Source organism: Bacillota bacterium (assembly GCA_013177945.1).
Taxonomy (GTDB): domain Bacteria; phylum Bacillota; class DSM-12270; order Thermacetogeniales; family Thermacetogeniaceae; genus Ch130.
The window spans coordinates 96,556-114,020 of the sequence record JABLXW010000016.1; the positions used below are offsets into that span (position 1 = coordinate 96,556).

The 17,465-nt window shown below is 56.0% G+C and carries 11 protein-coding genes, 4 tRNA genes and 1 pseudogene; 15 read left to right on the forward strand and 1 reads right to left on the reverse strand.

Annotated features, from left to right (window positions below; all coding sequences use genetic code 11):
• The first annotated feature begins 19 nt into the window (after positions 1-19).
• The 8 genes from HPY58_11320 to HPY58_11355 all read left to right on the forward strand — a co-directional run bounded on the left by HPY58_11320 (position 20) and on the right by HPY58_11355 (position 3,389).
• Positions 20-730, forward strand: a complete 711-nt coding sequence (locus HPY58_11320; GenBank protein ID NPV30217.1) for an FAD-dependent thymidylate synthase — start codon at positions 20-22, stop codon at positions 728-730.
• The gene (gene rlmB / locus HPY58_11325) at positions 705-1,448 is read left to right on the forward strand and encodes a 23S rRNA (guanosine(2251)-2'-O)-methyltransferase RlmB (protein ID NPV30218.1); all 744 of its coding nucleotides are present in this window, start codon (positions 705-707) and stop codon (positions 1,446-1,448) included. Before HPY58_11320 ends, rlmB begins: the two co-directional genes overlap by 26 nt.
• 37 nt (positions 1,449-1,485) lie before the next feature.
• Positions 1,486-1,998, forward strand: a complete 513-nt coding sequence (locus HPY58_11330; GenBank protein ID NPV30219.1) for an NYN domain-containing protein — start codon at positions 1,486-1,488, stop codon at positions 1,996-1,998.
• Positions 1,999-2,257: 259 nt separating this feature from the next.
• On the forward strand, positions 2,258-2,902 hold the full coding sequence (sigH, locus tag HPY58_11335; protein ID NPV30220.1) for an RNA polymerase sporulation sigma factor SigH: 645 nt from the start codon (positions 2,258-2,260) through the stop codon (positions 2,900-2,902).
• Between the two features lie 133 nt (positions 2,903-3,035).
• Positions 3,036-3,112 (forward strand) — tRNA-Thr (locus HPY58_11340).
• Positions 3,113-3,148: 36 nt separating this feature from the next.
• Positions 3,149-3,233 (forward strand) — tRNA-Tyr (locus HPY58_11345).
• Positions 3,234-3,236: 3 nt separating this feature from the next.
• Positions 3,237-3,312 (forward strand) — tRNA-Met (locus tag HPY58_11350).
• A gap of 1 nt (position 3,313) precedes the next feature.
• Positions 3,314-3,389, forward strand: a tRNA-Thr gene (locus HPY58_11355).
• 91 nt (positions 3,390-3,480) lie between these two features.
• On the opposite strand, the gene HPY58_11360 is transcribed toward HPY58_11355, so the two are convergent.
• Positions 3,481-3,744: a hypothetical protein gene (locus tag HPY58_11360; GenBank protein NPV30221.1), complete on the reverse strand. Its 264-nt coding sequence runs from the start codon at positions 3,742-3,744 to the stop codon at positions 3,481-3,483.
• A 149-nt stretch (positions 3,745-3,893) separates the two neighbouring features.
• Here HPY58_11360 and HPY58_11365 point away from each other — a divergent pair, with 149 nt between their 5' ends.
• The 7 genes and pseudogenes from HPY58_11365 to HPY58_11395 all read left to right on the forward strand — a co-directional run bounded on the left by HPY58_11365 (position 3,894) and on the right by HPY58_11395 (position 16,755).
• Entirely contained in the window at positions 3,894-5,258 is a 1,365-nt protein-coding gene (locus tag HPY58_11365; protein NPV30222.1) for a copper amine oxidase, read from the forward strand.
• A 128-nt stretch (positions 5,259-5,386) separates the two neighbouring features.
• Positions 5,387-6,283 carry an NERD domain-containing protein gene (locus HPY58_11370; GenBank protein NPV30223.1) on the forward strand — a complete coding sequence of 299 codons (897 nt, stop codon included), beginning with the start codon at positions 5,387-5,389 and terminating at the stop codon, positions 6,281-6,283.
• A gap of 388 nt (positions 6,284-6,671) precedes the next feature.
• The gene (locus HPY58_11375; GenBank protein NPV30224.1) at positions 6,672-6,833 is read left to right on the forward strand and encodes an NUDIX domain-containing protein; all 162 of its coding nucleotides are present in this window, start codon (positions 6,672-6,674) and stop codon (positions 6,831-6,833) included.
• Between the two features lie 57 nt (positions 6,834-6,890).
• Positions 6,891-10,287: pseudogene (locus HPY58_11380) on the forward strand (DUF3883 domain-containing protein).
• A gap of 189 nt (positions 10,288-10,476) precedes the next feature.
• Positions 10,477-15,600 (forward strand): ATP-binding protein, encoded by a 5,124-nt coding sequence (locus tag HPY58_11385; GenBank protein NPV30225.1) that lies wholly within the window; start codon positions 10,477-10,479, stop codon positions 15,598-15,600.
• Positions 15,601-15,683: 83 nt separating this feature from the next.
• A complete protein-coding gene (locus HPY58_11390; protein NPV30226.1) occupies positions 15,684-16,121 on the forward strand; it encodes a DUF1156 domain-containing protein in 438 nt (145 codons plus the stop codon).
• Positions 16,048-16,755 (forward strand): hypothetical protein, encoded by a 708-nt coding sequence (locus HPY58_11395; GenBank protein ID NPV30227.1) that lies wholly within the window; start codon positions 16,048-16,050, stop codon positions 16,753-16,755. Before HPY58_11390 ends, HPY58_11395 begins: the two co-directional genes overlap by 74 nt.
• Positions 16,756-17,465 lie beyond the last annotated feature (710 nt).

The window sequence follows — 17,465 nt, forward strand, 5'->3', positions numbered from 1 at the left end:
GGAGATGCAGGTGGAAGGTATGAAAGTCGAGTTATTGAGTTACACCCCGGAACCTGAAGCTACCGTAGCCGCCGCGGCGCGCCTCTGCTACACCGCGCGGGGCGCCGCGGAATTAAAGGAAAATTTGAGTCGTGCCGAAGTTGTCTCCCTGCTCCGGAAGCTGGTTGCGGTTGGCCACCTTTCCCCTGCCGAGCATGCCAGCTTCACTTTTGCCATCGAGGGCGTCAGCAGGGCTCTTTCCCACCAGCTGGTACGCCACCGGATTGCTTCTTATTCCCAGAAGTCCCAGCGCTACGTGGATGAGCAGAATTTTTCGTATATCGTTCCTCCCACAATTGCTGCCGACCCGGAAGCCCTTGCCCTGTTCCGGGCAAAGATGGAGGAAATCCAGGCCGCTTACCGGGAGCTGGCAAAAAAAGTGCCCCGCGAGGATGCCCGCTACCTGCTTCCCAATGCCGTCGAGACAAAGCTGGTCTGCACCTTCAACGCCCGTTCCCTGTTTAATTTTTTCCGCCTCCGGTGCTGCATGCGCGCCCAGTGGGAAATCCGCGCCCTGGCGCTGAAGATGCGGGAGGAGGTGCGCCGGGTGGCGCCGGTGCTCTTTGCCCTTGCCGGCCCCTCGTGCGAGACTGAAGGGATCTGCTGGGAGGGGGAATTTTCCTGCGGAAGGGCTCGGGAAGTCCGGTGCCGGGAGGTTCCAGATGATGGAAGAGACGATCTGGGGACGTAACCCGGTTCTGGAGGCGTTAAAAGCAGGCCGCCCCTTAAATAAAATTCTCGTCGCGCGCGGAAGCCGCGGGAATGTTCGGGAGATCGTTGCGGAGGCGCGCCGCCAGGGAGTTCCGGTGCAAACCGTTGAGCGGCAGGTTTTAGATTTCCTGACAAAGGGCGGCGTGCACCAGGGGGTGGCGGCTTACTCCAGCCCGAGACCCTACGCTGCCGTAGAGGAGATCCTTGCGCGGGCTGCAGCCCTGGGGGAGGATCCCCTCGTCCTGATCCTTGCCGGATGGGAGGACCCCCGGAACTTTGGGGCGGTCCTCCGCAGCGCCGAGGCTGCCGGAGTGCACGGCGTTGTTATCCCTGCCCGGAGGGCCGTGCCGCTGACCGGTGCTGCGGCGAAGGCTTCGGCAGGAGCCCTCGAACATCTCCTCATCAGCAGGGTGGTTAACTTGAAGCAGAGCATTTCCGATTTGAAAGATGCCGGCCTCTGGGTGTTTGGCGCCGACCCCGGGGCCAGTCTAAACTGTTACGAGGCAGATTTAACCGGCCCCCTTGCCCTTGTTGTCGGAGGGGAGGGAAAAGGTTTGGGCCCCTCGCTTTTGAAGGTTTGCGACTGCCTGGTCCGGATCCCCATGCGGGGGAAGGTCTCGTCTCTGAATGCAGCGGTGGCAGGATCGATTCTCCTTTACGAAATCCTGCGCCAGCGGACCGCGAAGAAACCTGTTTGAAAGGGAAGGGCGTTTCATCCTGGAGGGCACTCTTTTAGTGGACGGTTATAATATTTTAAATGCCTGGCCTGAACTGGCTCTCCTGAAGGAGGAGGACCTCGCCCACGCGCGCGAGCGGCTGGTCACGATTTTGAGCGAGTTTCACGCCCTCTCGGGAATCCGGGTAATTCTGGTTTTTGATGCCCATCAGGTGGAGGGGGGAACGGAGAGGCGGGAAGAATGCGAAGGGATTGAAGTAATTTTCACCAGGGAAGGGGAAACCGCCGACCAGTGGATCGAGAGGTTCGTTGCCCAGCGCAGGATTCACCCGCAGCGCGAGGCCCTTCCTCTTTTTGTGGCCACCTCCGACTGGCTTGAGCAGCGGATTGTCTCCGCCCAGGGCGCCTGCCGCATTACTCCTTCCGAGCTTCGCCGGGAAATCCAGAGGCTGAAAAAGGAAAGAAAAGAACTTTTGCGTGAATCCTTTGACTGCGTTCCCCTGGACAACCATTTGCCGGAGCAAATGAAAAGGATTTTTGAGGGCTGGCGCCGCCGAAAATTTAAGGAATAGGAATGCAGTATACCTTGACTTTAACCTGAAGTTTTCGTATAATTGGTCTTGGTATTGCGGACAAGCCAAAATCAGAGTGTTCCCACAAAGTAAAGTCTGCCGTCAACGCCTCCATTTTTTTTCTTAGAAAGATAATGGACAGGCGATTTTATTTGGCTTGGAAGCTTGTGAAGAATTTCTTGTGGTTTTTCAAAATTTTAAAAACTGAATAAGGGCCCATGTACACACCTTGAAATCTCTCACGGAGGCGATGTTCGGAATGGGTAATCTCGCGCAGCGAGAGACATGTGACATGTACCAGTTTATGGCAGACGAAGATGTAGTAGAACTTGCCAAAGATGGAGATGACGTCGCCCTAGAGCACCTGATTAACAAGTATAAAAATTTCGTCCGGGCAAAAGCAAAATCATACTTTTTAATTGGTGCTGACCGAGAGGATATCATTCAGGAGGGGATGATCGGGCTTTATAAGGCGATTCGGGACTTCCGGTGCGATAAGCTTTCTTCATTCCGGGCCTTTGCAGAACTCTGCATCACGCGGCAGATTATTACGGCCATCAAAACGGCAACCCGCCAGAAGCACATACCTCTTAACTCCTATGTTTCCCTGAATAAACCCATTTACGATGAAGACTCAGACCGGACATTGCTTGATGTGATTTCCGGCTCAAAGGTAAGCGATCCGGAAGAACTCATCATCAGCCGTGAGGAATTCGATGACATTGAAGAAAAGATGGGAGAAATCTTAACTTCTCTGGAGTGGAAAGTGTTGATGTCGTATCTTGAGGGGAAATCGTACCAGGAGATGGCCTCGGACTTAAAAAGGCATGTGAAGTCGATCGATAACGCCCTCCAGCGGGTGAAGCGGAAGCTGGAACGTTATCTGGAAAGGCGCGAACACTAGATCGAGCAGGGAAACAGGTTAGTCCTGGTTCGCAGCCAGAAGAAAGCAAATCTATTGTGAGAGCAAAAACCCCGAGCGACTTGATCTGCCGGGGATTCCTTTGTATAATAGAAGGTGCTGAAACTTCCTTCATGCCGGCGTAGCTCAACAGGTAGAGCGGCTGACTTGTAATCAGCAGGTTTAGGGGTTCGAGTCCCCTCGTCGGCTCCATAATGATCACTCCATAATAGCCAATATTACAAACGTGGAGGGGTTCCCGAGTGGTCAAAGGGAGCAGACTGTAAATCTGCCGGCGCAGCCTTCGCAGGTTCGAATCCTGCCCCCTCCACCATACCGCGGGGTGGAGCAGTTGGTAGCTCGTCGGGCTCATAACCCGAAGGTTGCCGGTTCGAATCCGGTCCCCGCAACCATGCCCACATAGCTCAGTAGGTAGAGCGTCGCCTTGGTAAGGCGGAGGTCACCGGTTCAATCCCGGTTGTGGGCTCCAGCGATAAACCTAAGTCCCGCAAACTTTTGCGGGACTTAATTTTTTGCCGGGGGCCACATAAACATTCACTTGGGGACAATTTGGGGGCAGCTCACGGTGTTCCCCTGCACTTAGTCAGGATGCTGTCCATTTTATCGGCGGCATCCCCATCGGCACTCTTCAGGGCTTTGGCGTAGATGTTGATGGGGCAGGACTTGTGGTGCTTTTTTAATCCTGCGCGGGATGCTGCGGCAGGAAAAAGTTTCATATTGGCGAATAGTACAACGCGGCAGCCGCACCGGTGCCGGGCGGTGGGGCCGCGAAGCAGGCCAGCAGTACAAACTATACAGGCAGCGCCCGGTCGAAGGTCTTCCACCTTCCCGCCTGCGAGTGCTTCCCGCCTGCGAGTGGGCGCAGAAGATAGCGCCGCAGAACCGGGTGGAGTTTAAGACCGGGGAAGAGGCCCTGAGTACCGGGTACAGGCCGGGCAAGGTGTACGGGCCGTAAAGGGAGGCGATGAGAAGGATGAGAAAACCTGCCATTTTGCTTGTTGTAGCAATAGTAGCAATAGCAATGCTTTTTATTTTTGTTTCTCCTGCTCGGGCCGGTGGTGGAAATACTGCAGTTTTCACAATAGGCAAAAACTCGTATTTGCTGAACGGTAATACTGTTGTCATGGATGTTGCTCCGTACATTAAAGAAGGGAGAACATTCCTGCCCCTGCGGTTTGCGGCAAACGTGGCAGGTGTAGCTGACGACAACGTCCTGTGGGATGCCACAACTGGTAAAGTCACTGTTATTAAGGGTGATCGTGTTGTTCAGTTTACCATAGGCAGCAATATAATGCTGCTGAACGGTGCAGCTGTAACCATGGATGTTGTTCCTGAAATCGTTACAGGCCGGATCATGCTGCCGATCCGCTGGCTGGCAGATGCTCTTGGCGTGGCCATAGAATGGGATCCTGCATCTCAAACTGTTGTGGTTAGAGTTCCTGACGAAACAGGCAAGACGGGGTCACTTCCGGCCGGCAATAAACAGGAAGGGGCGCTTGAGGAGCCTGCTGCGAACTATAAGGCAATTGTAAAAGAGTACAGGTGGCACGATAAGCAGGGCAACGAATGGACGTGGCGGGTGCCCATTCCGGAAGAGATGTACCGGTATTACGGAAGCCAGCCCAGGATCCACGAACGCGTTTTGAAAGAGTACCTGGAGCGGCTCAACAACCTGAAGCAGCAAGCGGAAGAGCTTAAGCGTTACATGGATTTCTGGTATCAACAGTGCAGGATTTTGCCAGGTGATTCTTACTACGAAGCCTGGCGAAAATACCAGGCGTATATGAGCGCATATTATGAAGCTCAACGCGATCTAGACCGGATCTGGTCGGAATACCTGGAACTGCAGCGATTGTACCGGGAAGCGGAGTACCGGCGGATGCTTGACGGATATGTGCCTTACGTGACGGAAGAGAAAAACAGCGAACTGGTGAGAACCCTGGCCGGAGCAATTGCCGAAAAAGCGCCCCGGACTCCCAGAGAGAGAATAGAGTTTGCGGCGGCGTTCGTCCAGGAAGCAATACCCTACGTAAGCGAAAAAGGAGAGTACCCCAGGTATCCGGTTGAGACGCTGGTGGATGGCGGTGACTGCGAGGACAAATCTATCCTGCTTGCCGCGATTCTTAAGGCGATGGGTTACAGAACAGCGCTTCTGGTTTTCAGCGGCAACCCCGGCCACATGGCAGTGGGGGTGGAGTGCCCGGACTGCTGGGGAAGCTATTACCAGAAGGATGGGGTCAAGTACTTCTACCTTGAGACCACTAAACCTGGCTGGCCACTCGGCGAGATTCCGCCGGAATACCAGGGAAAAGGCGCGCTGGTTTATGTTGTTCCATGAAATTTATCTCTTTTCTGCGAATTTTGCTGTAGGTTGTGTGGGTCGTAGCTTCAAGTTTTAGAGGTAGCGGAACTGTGAAAGGCTTTTCAACCACAAGAGGGTTCTACGTGTGAAGGGAGGCGTTGGATATGCCAGCCCGCATAGTCAAACAGAACCGCGAGATAAAAGAGCTTTTCCGGGCAAAAATCCGGGAGAAAGTGGAACGCGAAAGGAAGGAGATGCACGAACGCATAGATGAGGAAGTGCCATCCTGGTTCAGGTGGGCCGTCAGGCCGCTGGCGGAGTGGCGGTTCAACGCCGTGCGGGCCAGGGACAAAGCCAAAGGAGAAGGCGGGGAAGACAACGCTTTCTTGCATTTCTGGCTCCTCCTGCCGAACAGCTGGGTTGTGGTCAATGACGCCGTAGTAGAACCGGAGCCGGACGAGTTCGTCCAGATAGACCACGTGCTGATCGGGCCGCCGGGGATGTTTCTGGTGGAGACCAAAGCCTGGGAAGGGGCCTTTCTGGGGTACAAGGATAACTGGAAGCGGAAGGAGGGCAATTCCTGGGTGCGCTGCGAGAGCCCCACGAAGCAGAACCTGCGTCATAAGCGACTGTTTGCGGAGTGGCTCAAGGGGTCGAAGCTGTGCCTGCCAGGAGATTCTGGAGAGTATGTGTTCCCCGTGGTTCTCTTCACCCGCTGCCGGTGGCTGAAGGCCGAGGACTGCTCCATGCCCGTCTTCCGCGGCGGGGCGGAGTTGGTGGGGTATTTGCGGCGCTGCGCTAAAGAAAAGACGGTGCTTTCCTCTGATCAGATAGACGCGGTGGCCCGGGCTTTGGCCGATGCCAGGCCGCTGTGTATGCAGTTCGGGGTGGAACGAATCGAGAAGGTGGAGACAAAAAAAGGGAAAAAGTGTGTACGTGTCCTCGGTCAGGGGGAGAAGGCGGAGCTGGTGCGAGGAATGTACACAGCCAGAGGTAGAGAGGTTTCCAAGCTTTTCGCGGATAAACGCGAAAGCGGGTGGTGGTGTTTTTATTTGGATTAACTTTAACCTGTTCTGCTTCAGGGGTGGGAAGTATACAGATTATAGTTACGAGGCATTGTGTTGGTTCCTCTACGGAAGGTAGACGTAGAGGCGCACTGTTAGGAGACGTTGAGGTGAAAAATTCCGGCGGTCAGATTGGTGGGCTGCGGGAATAAGCCCGGCCAACCGGGTGGACTTTGGAAGCAGGGAAGAAGCGATCCGGCAGGGTTATATCCCGTGCAAGGTGTGCAGGCCTTGGCTTCTGGAGGGGATATTCTTGGAAAATCAGAGCGATAGGGATGGTATAAAGATTCGTGAGAATGCTTTGCATATCCAGGAAAAAGACCTGATGACGTGTTGAAGACGATTGAACAGGAAAACTCCAAAACCTCTGTAGCCCTCATTCGTAATGGAGTCAAGGTACTCATTGCCCGGCGGCAGGTGGGCTTTGGCGGGCGGCAAGTGGGAATTCCCTGGTGGCAAGCTTGAACTTGGCGAAAGCCCAGAGCAGTGCCTGGTGAGAGGCCTCGAAGAAGAGCTAGGCATCGCGGGACGTGAAACCGAAGGGTGAGCGTATCAGTTCCAATTCTCATGGTGGCTGGTAAGTTGCTTTTGGAGGGCGTAATCTATGAGTGATAAAGAATCCCTCATTCAACCCGGTGTCGTTCTCGAAGGGGAGATTTTCCCAGAGCCGATCCGGGCTCTATTCGTGCAACCCATTGGGGCTAATCTGAAAGTTGGAGGACAGGGGCTTCGCACCCAACACTACCACGAGCGCCTTCTGAGTCCGGACCAGGTCCATTCCCTAAAGATCATTCCCGCCGAAGCCTCCTTTGATGGCGATGCGTTACGGTTCCGATTGGGGATTGAAGCGGCCCGCTTGGGTTTGGCCTACGAATATGACCCTTATTTCTCTCTCTCCATCGCCCGCGTGGATCCACTTCCTCATCAGCTTGAAGCGGTTTACCACTATATCTTGCCTCTGCCCCAGATCCGCTTCTTGCTGGCCGACGACGCCGGGGCCGGGAAGACCATCATGGCGGGTTTGCTTCTCAAAGAGCTGAAGGTCCGGGGGCTCGTTACCCGAACTCTCATCGTCGTACCCGCCAACCTCGCCTTCCAGTGGCAACGGGAGATGCGGGACCGGTTCCGTGAGCGGTTTGACATCATCCGAGGAGTAGATCTAAGAAACGCCTATGGCGTCAATCCCTGGCAGGACAAACCTCAAGTCATCACTTCCATGGATTGGGCAAAGCGTGAAGAGGTTTTGGAAAGCCTTGGCCGAACGACTTGGGATCTAATTATCGTGGACGAAGCTCACAGGATGAGCGCCAGCGATCCCGAACATAAAACGGAGCGTTACAAACTTGGAGAACTCCTTTCGCAGAAGACGCACCATCTCTTACTGCTCACCGGTACGCCCCACAAGGGAGACCCCGTGAACTTCTGCTTCTTTTTGCAGCTCTTGGATCGAGACGTATACGGCGATGTTCGCAGCCTTGAGGAAGCCATGAAGCGCAATCGCGCCCCCTTCTATCTCCGGCGGACCAAAGAGGCGCTTGTAACTTTTCCCGATCCCGATACCGCGAGGTCCGCAGGTTGTTTACGAACCGAGAGGTGCGTACGGTCCGTTTTGAATTAGATGGCCAAGAGTTTGAGTTTTATGAGGCCTTGACCCGGTATGTACAGGATCAATCCATTCGTGCAGCAGCGGATCCCTCGGCCCGCGGTCGGGCCCTGGGCTTCACCATGGCGATGTATCAGCGCCGGTTTGCTTCCAGTATTCATGCAGTCCGCCGGAGTCTTGAGCGGCGTCTCCAGAAGCTGGAGGACCGCCTGCGCTGTCCTCAACCAGAAGTCGTGGCAGACCTAACACGGCTGGATGAGATGGACGAGCTGCCGGAAGACGAAGTCGCCCGGTTGGAGGAGGAAGTTGAGCAGGCCTCTCTGCCATCGGAGCGTCAAGCAATCCAGCGAGAAATCGAAGAACTCGGGGTTTTAGTACGAAAGGCCCGAGCCCTTGAGGAACGAGAGATGTCCTCAAAGCTGAACAAGCTCCGTGAAGTGCTCACGGACCAGAACATCTTTGGCAACCCTAAGACAAAGCTACTGATCTTCACGGAATTCAAGGAGACACTGGACTACCTGGTTGAGCGGCTCGGGAAAGGGAACAAGGAGCGGCCCGGTTGGGGGCTGAAAGTCACGCAGATCCACGGGGGAATGAAAGTCGGCGACCGGGATACCCCGGGCACCCGGATTTACGCCGAACGGGAGTTCCGCGAAGAGGCCCAGGTCTTGGTGGCCACCGAAGCTGCAGGCGAAGGTATTAACCTTCAGTTCTGCTGGCTGATGGTCAACTTCGACATCCCGTGGAACCCCATGCGGCTCGAGCAACGCATGGGCCGCATCCATCGCTATGGCCAAGAGCGAGATTGTCTCATCTTCAACTTCGTGGCGGCCAACACGCGGGAAGGACAGGTTCTGGAGCGGTTACTGGAGCGCCTGAGAGAAATCCGCCGTGAACTTGGTAGCGACCAGGTCTTTGATGTAGTCGGAGAGATCGTACCCGCCAACTATCTGGAGCGTTTGCTTAGAGAGCTCTATGCAGGACGCTCTCACAGCAGGCAGTTCTCGATCGAGTCGTAAGAGACTTTGACAGGGAACGGTTTGCACGAATCTGCCACTCTACTCTTGAGGGGTTGGCCAAGAAAGAATTGAACCTTTCGGCTATCTTAGGACGCACCGCCGAGGCGAAAGAACGGCGTCTCGTCCCTGAAGTGGTGGAGGAGTTCTTCCTTCAGGCAGCCCCTGTTGCCGCACTGCCCACCCCAAAGGGGCGTAACGGAATCTATACCCTAGGCCGCATTCCAAGGCACCTTCAATTAGTGGGCGAGCGTCTGGAGCCTCGCTTCGGCTCGCTGGGACGAGAATACCGTCGGATCACCTTCGACAAACGACATCTCACCGAAGACCCCACGCTGGAGTGGGTCACCCCCGGCCATCCGCTCTTTGAGGCCGTCCGCGAGGATGTCTGGGAGAAAGTCCAGACAGACCTTCGTCGGGGTGCAGTTTTCTACGATCTAAATCGCACAACACCCTCGCGCCTTGAGGTTTATGCAGCTTCCATCGCCGATGGGCGTGGAAATACGCTGCACCGACAACTCTTCGTCGTAGAAGTGGCCGATTCGGGTGAGATACGACTGCGCCAGCCCACCGCCTTTTTAGACCTGACCCCCGCGGAGACTAAAATCACTATGAAGCCGCCAATCGCCCTTGACCGTACAGAAGTAGAGCGATTTCTACTGGAGAGGGGGCTTCAGCCCTTCTTGGAAAAAGTCCGGGAGGAACGCCATAAAGAGCTGGATACCATTGCCCGGCATGTAGAAGTGAGCCTTCTCACCCTCATTGACCGCCAGCAACGGCAGGTGGTGGAACTCCTGCAGCGGCAGGAGCGAGGCGAGGACGTGGCTTTAGCGCTCGGCGAGGCCGAACGGCGGCTGGACGAGTTGAACGTGCGGCTGGAACGGCGATGCCGGGAAATCCAGCGGGAGCGGCAACTGGCCATCGCTGATTTCACCCACATCGGCTCAGCTCTGGTCCTCCCTCACCCGGAGCGAGAGAATTTCGCGCCGGTGATCCGCGACGAGGAAGTTGAGCGCATTGCGATGGAGGAAGCCATGCGCTACGAGCGGGAAAGGGGTTGGATTCCAGAGGATGTCTCCGCCGAAGATCGCGGCTTTGACATCCTGTCGCGGCACCCCACCAGCGGCGGTGTTCACTTCATTGAGGTCAAAGGACGTGCTGGCACGGGCCCGGTGGTCTTGACCCGCAACGAGTACAAAACTGCCGCACGATTGGGCGGCGACTACTGGCTTTACGTGGTCTTCCATTGCGCTACCCGTCCGCAACTCGTGCCCATCCGGGACCCGGCGCGGCTACCGTGGGAGCCTATCGTGAAGATTGAGTATTATCAGCTTGCGCCCCAAGCAATTCGCCAAGATGAGGGAGATGTGGCGACTGATTGAAGCCGACTCACCTAGGAGTGGTGTATCTCTAACGACTCCAGCCCACTCACCTCTTTCGGTGCCCCGACAGGGGCTGAGCTTTATTGTTAGACATTGTGTGATGCTTGCTGATAGAGAGGGTCGATAACCATGGGTAAGGAAACTGAAGGAAAAACCCCTCATACCGTAGCAGATCGAAAGACCGGTGCGTTGAACGTGGGACGCGTATCAAGTCCCGCTTCTACCAGTGGAGCAGGCACCTTTTTTGAGCAACACGTCGTTGCCTACTGGCTTGCCCAACTCCTTGTGCGGGCTATCCCGCCCATATTGCTCGACTGTTTGGTCGTAGAAGTACATCTACAAACCGCGCATCTTGGCTGGCACACCGATGATTTCCTGATTGTTGGCCAAACTGGTTCAGGCGAGCGCCGGAAGTTAGCGGGTCAAGTAAAGCGAACTTTTACCGTCAGTGCTGCTGATGCCGAATGCAAGAAGGCGATGCAGGATTTCTGGGGGGACTTCCAGAACTCCGATCTCTTCTCGCCGGATACCGACCGTTTCGCCCTCGTCACACAGCGAGGTACGAACACGCTCCTTGAACACTTCTCTGGGCTCCTGGACTGTGCACGTGCATCTCGTGATGCTAGCGATTTTGAGCATCGGTTGGCGGCACCGGGATTCGTTAGCAAAAAAGCTGCTCAGTACTGTGAGGAAATCCAAAAGATCATCGGTGAGGTCGAGGGGAGAAGCTTGTCTGCGGCCGAACTCTGGCCGTTCCTCCGCGTTCTGCACGTTCTTAGCCTGGACTTGTGCACTGACACGCGGCAAACGGAAGCCAATATCAAGTATCTTCTTGCATACACAGCAAGTGAACATGATGCGCTTGAGGCTGCGGAAGCAACGTGGAACGCGTTGCTTCAAGAAGCGAGCCGGGGGATGAGTTCGGCTCGTAGCTTCAGGTACGAGGACCTTCCCGAGAACTTGCGGCAACGCCATTCGCCTATTGGTGTAAATGAACACCGTGCTTTACAAGCATTGAAAGAGCATTCCGCGCTTATCCTCGATGGTATCCGTTCTACGATAGGGAAGGACCTTCACCTGGGGCGCCCTAGGCTGGTACAGCAGGTCATCGAACAGCTGGAATGCACCCAAGTGGTCTTGATCTCAGGACCTGCTGGCATCGGTAAGTCTGTCATTGCTAAGGATGTCATCAGTATCCTTAGCCGTGATCATTTCACGTTCAGCTTCCGCGCAGAGGAGTTTGCACGCCCTCATTTGGATGAAGCATTGCAAAGTAGCCAGATCCCAGCGAACGGCAAAAAGCTTCAAGCGATCCTCGCCAGCCAAGCTCGGAAAGTCTTATTGGTCGAAAGCGTAGAACGCCTCCTCGAAAAACTCCCCCGTGATGCTTTCTTCGATCTTCTCGTACTTGTAGCCCAAGATAAGAGCTGGCGCCTCCTTCTGACGTGCCGTGACTATTCCACCGATCTCGTTCGTTCTGCTTTGCTACAGCGCGCAGGGTTCGGCCATTCCGTTGTCAAAGTTCCCCCCTTGGACGATGAAGAACTGGGTAAGGTAAAGGCTGAATACCCTACCTTGGCCCGCCCTCTCGACAACGCAGCGCTTCGTGAGATGCTTCGTAACCCCTACTTCCTTGATAAAGCCCTTCAGATCAACTGGTCGGCAGAACGTGCGCTACCCCAGAGCGAGTGGGAACTCCGCGCGCTCTTCTGGCGGGAGATCGTCCGCGCTGAAGATCGTAGCACAGGCGGGATGCCCCGCCGGCGGTCGGATGCGTTCGTGCAAATCGCCCTGCGGCGGGCGCAGAGACTATCCCCCTACGCTGACTGCGGAGACCTCGATCCTCAAGTTGTGAGCGCTCTCCGGAACGACTCGCTCATCGTGTCTCACCCCGAAAGCGATGTGCTCGTCGCACCAGCGCATGACGTCCTTGAAGACTGGGCGATCCTGTATTGGATAGAAGAGCAGTATGTGAGGCACAAGGACGCAGTCCAAGACTTTGCCGCCGCTATTGGTACGCACCCTGCTGTACGGAGGGCATACCGCAAGTGGGTGGCTGAACTCGTCCAACGCAATTGCGCCGGTTCAGATACATTATTTCGGGTTGCAGTGAGTAATAGCGATCTCCCTAACCACTTCCGGGACGACACATTGGTGTCGCTTTTGCGTTCGCCATACGCGACGGATTTTTTGGAGAGCCATAACAAGGAGCTCTTGGCGAACAATAAGCAGCTCCTTCGGCGGGTGATCCATCTTCTGCGGGTTGCATGCGTAACCGCCCCTGATTGGCTTGAAACGCTGGTGCCTCCAGCATCGCTCTTCAACATACCGGACGGGCCGGCGTGGGCGTGCGTTCTGAAATTGATCCTAAAGCATCTATACTCATTCGGTTCGGAAGATCGCTTGTTGCTTCTTGGGCTTATAGAGGATTGGGCTCGGGGGGTTACCTGGAAGAATCCCTACCCAGATGGGGCCGAATCCGTCGCAGCGATCGCTCACTGGCTCCTGCCTGGCTTTGATGACTACCGGGCGGAAGCGGAGCGGAAACGGACACTGCAGGTGATTGCCAAGATTCCGAAGGCGGACCCGGAGCGCTTCACCGCTCTTTTGCAAGGACGTTGCAGCGACGATGAGCGAGGTCGCCTAGCGCAAGAATTGCGGCAGATCATCTTTGAAGATCTGGAAGGCATGCCGGCAGCCAGGGATATGCCTGAGCTTGTAGTATCAGTGGCAAAGGAGTATCTGCTGTGCTCGGAGGCCGACATTAGCCGGGAGTGGCGCTACTCAATTGACCTGTACCTTGAACCCGTTCTTGGGATTAAGCGACAAAGAAGCTTTGACTTCTTCCCAGCGAGCGCGTATCGCGGCCCCTTCCTTTCGCTTCTCCGATATCATCCTCAACAGGGTCTTAACTTCATCATCGACGTTTTCAACCACAGCGCCAAATGGTATGCGCACCCGAGAGTGCCGTGCGATATTGAACCACCCTTCGAGATCACACTATCCTTCCCGGATGGAACCATCCGGAAGCAGTGGTGTAACGCTCGGCTCTGGAACCTATATCGAGGAACCTCGGTCGGTCCGTATGTGCTGCAATCCCTTCTCATGGCCTTGGAGCGGTGGTTTCTGGAGTTTGCGGAGGCTCACCCAGACAAATTGGATGAAGTCCTCCTGAGCATTCTGAAACAGAGCAACTCTGCCGCGCTCACGGCGGTGGTCGCAAGCATCGCAACCGCCCATCCCCATGCGTCCGGTGAAACTCTTTTGGTCTTGCTCCGATCGAGAGAATGCATCTTGCTCGATCGGCAACGGCTTGCGAGTGAATCTCAGGCTCCTTCCCGGATAGCAGGTTTGCTACCTCAACTGGATGCCAGAAAAAAGATCTACGAAACGGAGCGGAAGGAAGCGGATGCATTTCCTCATCGGCGTTGGGATCTGGAGCATGCAATTCTAAATCTGCAATTAGGGCCCTTAGCTCCGCAGGTCTACAGAATCATAGATGAACACCGTGCTGCGATGCCACCGCTTGCGGAGCAGTACGAGAGCGACCGAATCTGGAGACTGGCGCTTCATCGAATGGACTTGCGCCAATACGGCGTAGCCGAGAACGAAGTCAAGGCCTCTGATCCCCCAAGGAAGCCAACTTCTTCTGAAAAAACTGGCCGACAGTTCATTCGCTTAGCTCTCAAGGAGCCTGAGTCTGATCTCAAGAAGATGGTGGACGAAAGCAACGCCCAGAGGCAGTCCGTCAATGCCAGGTTCGACCTGCTGATGTGGGGGCTTAAAACTTTCAACTACGAAAAAGCTGCTAATTATGATCCCACCCAGTGGTGGCAGAGATTGCAAGAGGCTCGTTCCATCATCGTCGAAGGTGACGGTGGTGAAGATTACGACCTGGGTCGAGGTGGTCCAGGCGTCGTTGCCGCTGTCTGCGTTCGTGACCACTGGAATGAAATGTCGGAGGATGAGCGGAGCTGGTGCGTGGATGTTGTTTGCTCAGAGATAGAACGAGAATCAGACCAGTGGAATCACCTTGCACGTGTGCAACGAAACAGCATGTCTGCCGACCGGCCGTGTGCGTGGGTACTACCTCTGCTTCTGGGAAAGGACCTGAATACTGCCCAAATGGACCGAGTTCGGCGCGCACTCGTAATAGCCCTAACTCATGCAGTTGATGAAGTCCGCTGGTATGCGGCATTAGGTATCGGCAAGCATCTCTGGGCGGTCGATCGTGATTTAACCCTACGTTGTGTAAACGCACTTGCGATGGAAGCAAAGCTGGTACAGGAGGCACTAGACGCAGAGAGAAGCAAACCGTATGCACAGCAGAGAAAACTCGACGAGATCCAGAAGGATGCTGCTGCTCTCATTCGCCAGCGGTTCTTTGAAGCCGATGGCATTGCGAATGATGCCTACACTAAGATGGACACCTCCAGTTGGTTTGGAGCCGAGGCCAACAAATACATCCTTGCGATCTTCGAGCAGGCACCTACCGAGCCTGAAGCGATTGCGGCGTTCGAGCGGCTTGCATCCACGCTTGTCGAATGGTGGGATTCGGATGACGATAGGCGCCGAGATCGATACGCAGAGCGTCTAGAAAGGGATTATGAGACAGAGGACACCCTGACCAATTTGCTTGAGGAATTCTTACTCCGCACCCCAGCTGACAGCGCATTAAGCATCGTAAGGCCTATTGTTGATGCCATCGATCGTCATCCGGACAAAGTCTATTGGATTCTACTTGGATTGATCGCTGCTGAAGATCGCCAACCAAATACCCCGCAGTTCTGGTCACTCTGGGAGCAGTTTGCAGGCGGCGTGCGGCGGGCAACCTGGCTTTCAAGGATCGATGATGAGTATGCAAGAGGAACGGAAATGGTATCGGCTATTTTTCTCGGAACGTGGTGGAAAGAGGGGGTTCGCCACTGGCGAAGCCTGGAAGGACACGCAGGAAATGTCCACTCCTTATTCGAGGGCTTACCGCCGTCTTCAACGGTTTTGCATAGCTACCTTAAGTTCCTGTACCACGTCGGAGAGCAATCGCTTCCCGAAGCACTTATGCGCGTCGCCAAGCGTCTCCAGCAAGGAGATCCACGGAAGATGTTGATGAAAGGGGACACTATCTTACTGCTGGAAGTTTTACTCCAGCGATACGTCTACGGCAGACCCCTCGAACTGAAGCGTCAAAGGCACCTGCGGGAAGCCGTCCTCTTTCTGCTCGACTTGCTGGTAGAGCACGGTTCATCTGCCGCATTCCGAATGCGGGATGACTTCGTAACACCCATCCCGACTCCGAGTTCTTCACATGGCTGACAAGCAGGAGATTATGAACGTCACGAGTAAAATAACCGCTCGTGCAAATCGAGCGAAGGGGTTTCCACGGGAGGATGGTGGTTATGGACCGACAGAGCGTACGCCGCCTTATCGAAACCGATGAGATGCCCATCCGTATCATCTCCGAGTATTCGCGCCGGGACCAGAACGTGAAGAAAGGGCACCTGCACACCCTCCACGTGTGGTGGGCTACTCGCCCTGGCCGCCTGCCGGGCGGTGCTGATGGCCACGCTCCTGCCCGATCCCGCGGACGAGCGCTGTCCGGAAACGTTACGCCGGGAAACCCAGGAAGCTTTGAAGCCGTTCACCGGTCGGGATCTTTCCGACCCGGTGGCGCTGCGACAAACACTCTTGGATTTCATCGGCCATTTCGCTGCCTGGGAGAACTCCACCAATCGAACCTTTGTGGAAACTGCCCGTCGGCTGGTGCGCGCGGCCCATCCGGAGGGCCCGCCCCTGGTGGTGGACCCCTTCGCCGGCATCGGCTCCATCCCCTTTGAGGCCCTGCGCATCGGGGCCGACGCCTTTGCGGGCGATCTCAACCCCGTGGCGGTCTTGCTCAACAAGGTGGCCCTGGAGTACCTTCCGACTTACGGCCAGCGGCTGGCCGAAACCGTCCGTAAGTGGGGCGAGTGGGTACGGGAGCGGGTGGCCGAAGAACTGCAGGAGTTTTATCCCAAGGAGCCAGACGGCTCGATTCCCCTGGCCTATCTCTGGGCACGGACGATCCGCTGCGAAGGACCAGGCTGCGGGGCCGAGGTGCCCCTGGTGGGGCTCCTTTGGCTCTCCCGCAAGGAGAAGCAGCGGGTGGCGCTGCGCTATCGGGGGGACAAGGCGCGAAAGCAGGTGGTCTTTGAGCTCTTTGAGCCCAAAGCGGAAAGCGAGGTGCAGCCACCCATCGTGAGGCGTTTCTCCGCCACCTGCCCGGTGTGCGGCTACACAACCCCCTACAAGCGGGTGCGGGAGCAGATCCGAGCCAAAAGGGGCGGGACGAAGGACGCCCGGATGATCGCCGTCATCACCCTGAGGCCCGATGGAAGCCGGAGTTTCCGGCTGGCGACGGACGAGGACTTAGCCGTTGCCCAACGGGCCACTGAGGAACTCGCCCGAAGGGAGGCTCGCTTCGGCTCCTAAACGTGTCCGTGTCTCGGGCCCGGGCCAAACTGGTGATCTTGGCCAATATGGATTATCTCGAAAACCGGTTGGCGCAAAGTTCGGTACATCGACAGTTGTTTCAGTACGTACGAGACAAGGGAGCAGTGCTCCGAGGGGATGAGTTGGCCCGGTTCCTGGTAGGAAGGCGCCTTGCCAGTGCCCGCGCTGAGCTGTACTGGCCGGAGGTCGGGAAAGCCCAGAAAGCCTTCACAGGAGAGTTGGAAGCGGCCCGCGAACAGGTAACGCTGGGGCTCGAGCCCGAGGTCCTGCGTGAGCCGAGGCTGCGAGAATTGTTGGAGCGTATGCCGAGAAGGGGCGTACGGGTAACGCTAGCCGTACCGGTGGGCAGGGAGAGTCGGGTACGGGATTTTCTGGGCTGCACGTGGCCGGACGTCGTACAGCAGGGGTTCGTGCCCTGCCCTATGACACAGGAAACTCATACATGGCGCCTTAGCCGCCACCTAGCCATAAAAAGGGGCACTGTCGGGGGGCAGGGGCAGTTTCCTGGGCAACTGCGCAACCATTGGTCGGAGTCTTTTTCACGGTTGCTGCGAGGTGACCACACAGTGCTGACGCATGAACAAAAGACCCCACACCAATCCAGCGATTGGGGGCACGGGAAAGAAAATTTCGTTGCAAATGGGGGTGGACAGTGCACAGGGCGATATGTAATAATAGGGTGGGATAAA

Bases quoted from the DNA above. Each gene is read 5' to 3' on its own strand.
- HPY58_11320 (NPV30217.1), top strand. From the start codon at position 20: ATGAAAGTCGAGTTATTGAGTTACACCCCGGAACCTGAAGCTACCGTA.
- rlmB (NPV30218.1), top strand. From the start codon at position 705: ATGGAAGAGACGATCTGGGGACGTAACCCGGTTCTGGAGGCGTTAAAA.
- sigH (NPV30220.1), top strand. From the start codon at position 2,258: ATGGGTAATCTCGCGCAGCGAGAGACATGTGACATGTACCAGTTTATG.
- HPY58_11365 (NPV30222.1), top strand. From the start codon at position 3,894: ATGAGAAAACCTGCCATTTTGCTTGTTGTAGCAATAGTAGCAATAGCA.
- HPY58_11370 (NPV30223.1), top strand. From the start codon at position 5,387: ATGCCAGCCCGCATAGTCAAACAGAACCGCGAGATAAAAGAGCTTTTC.
- HPY58_11375 (NPV30224.1), top strand. From the start codon at position 6,672: ATGGAGTCAAGGTACTCATTGCCCGGCGGCAGGTGGGCTTTGGCGGGC.
- HPY58_11390 (NPV30226.1), top strand. From the start codon at position 15,684: ATGGACCGACAGAGCGTACGCCGCCTTATCGAAACCGATGAGATGCCC.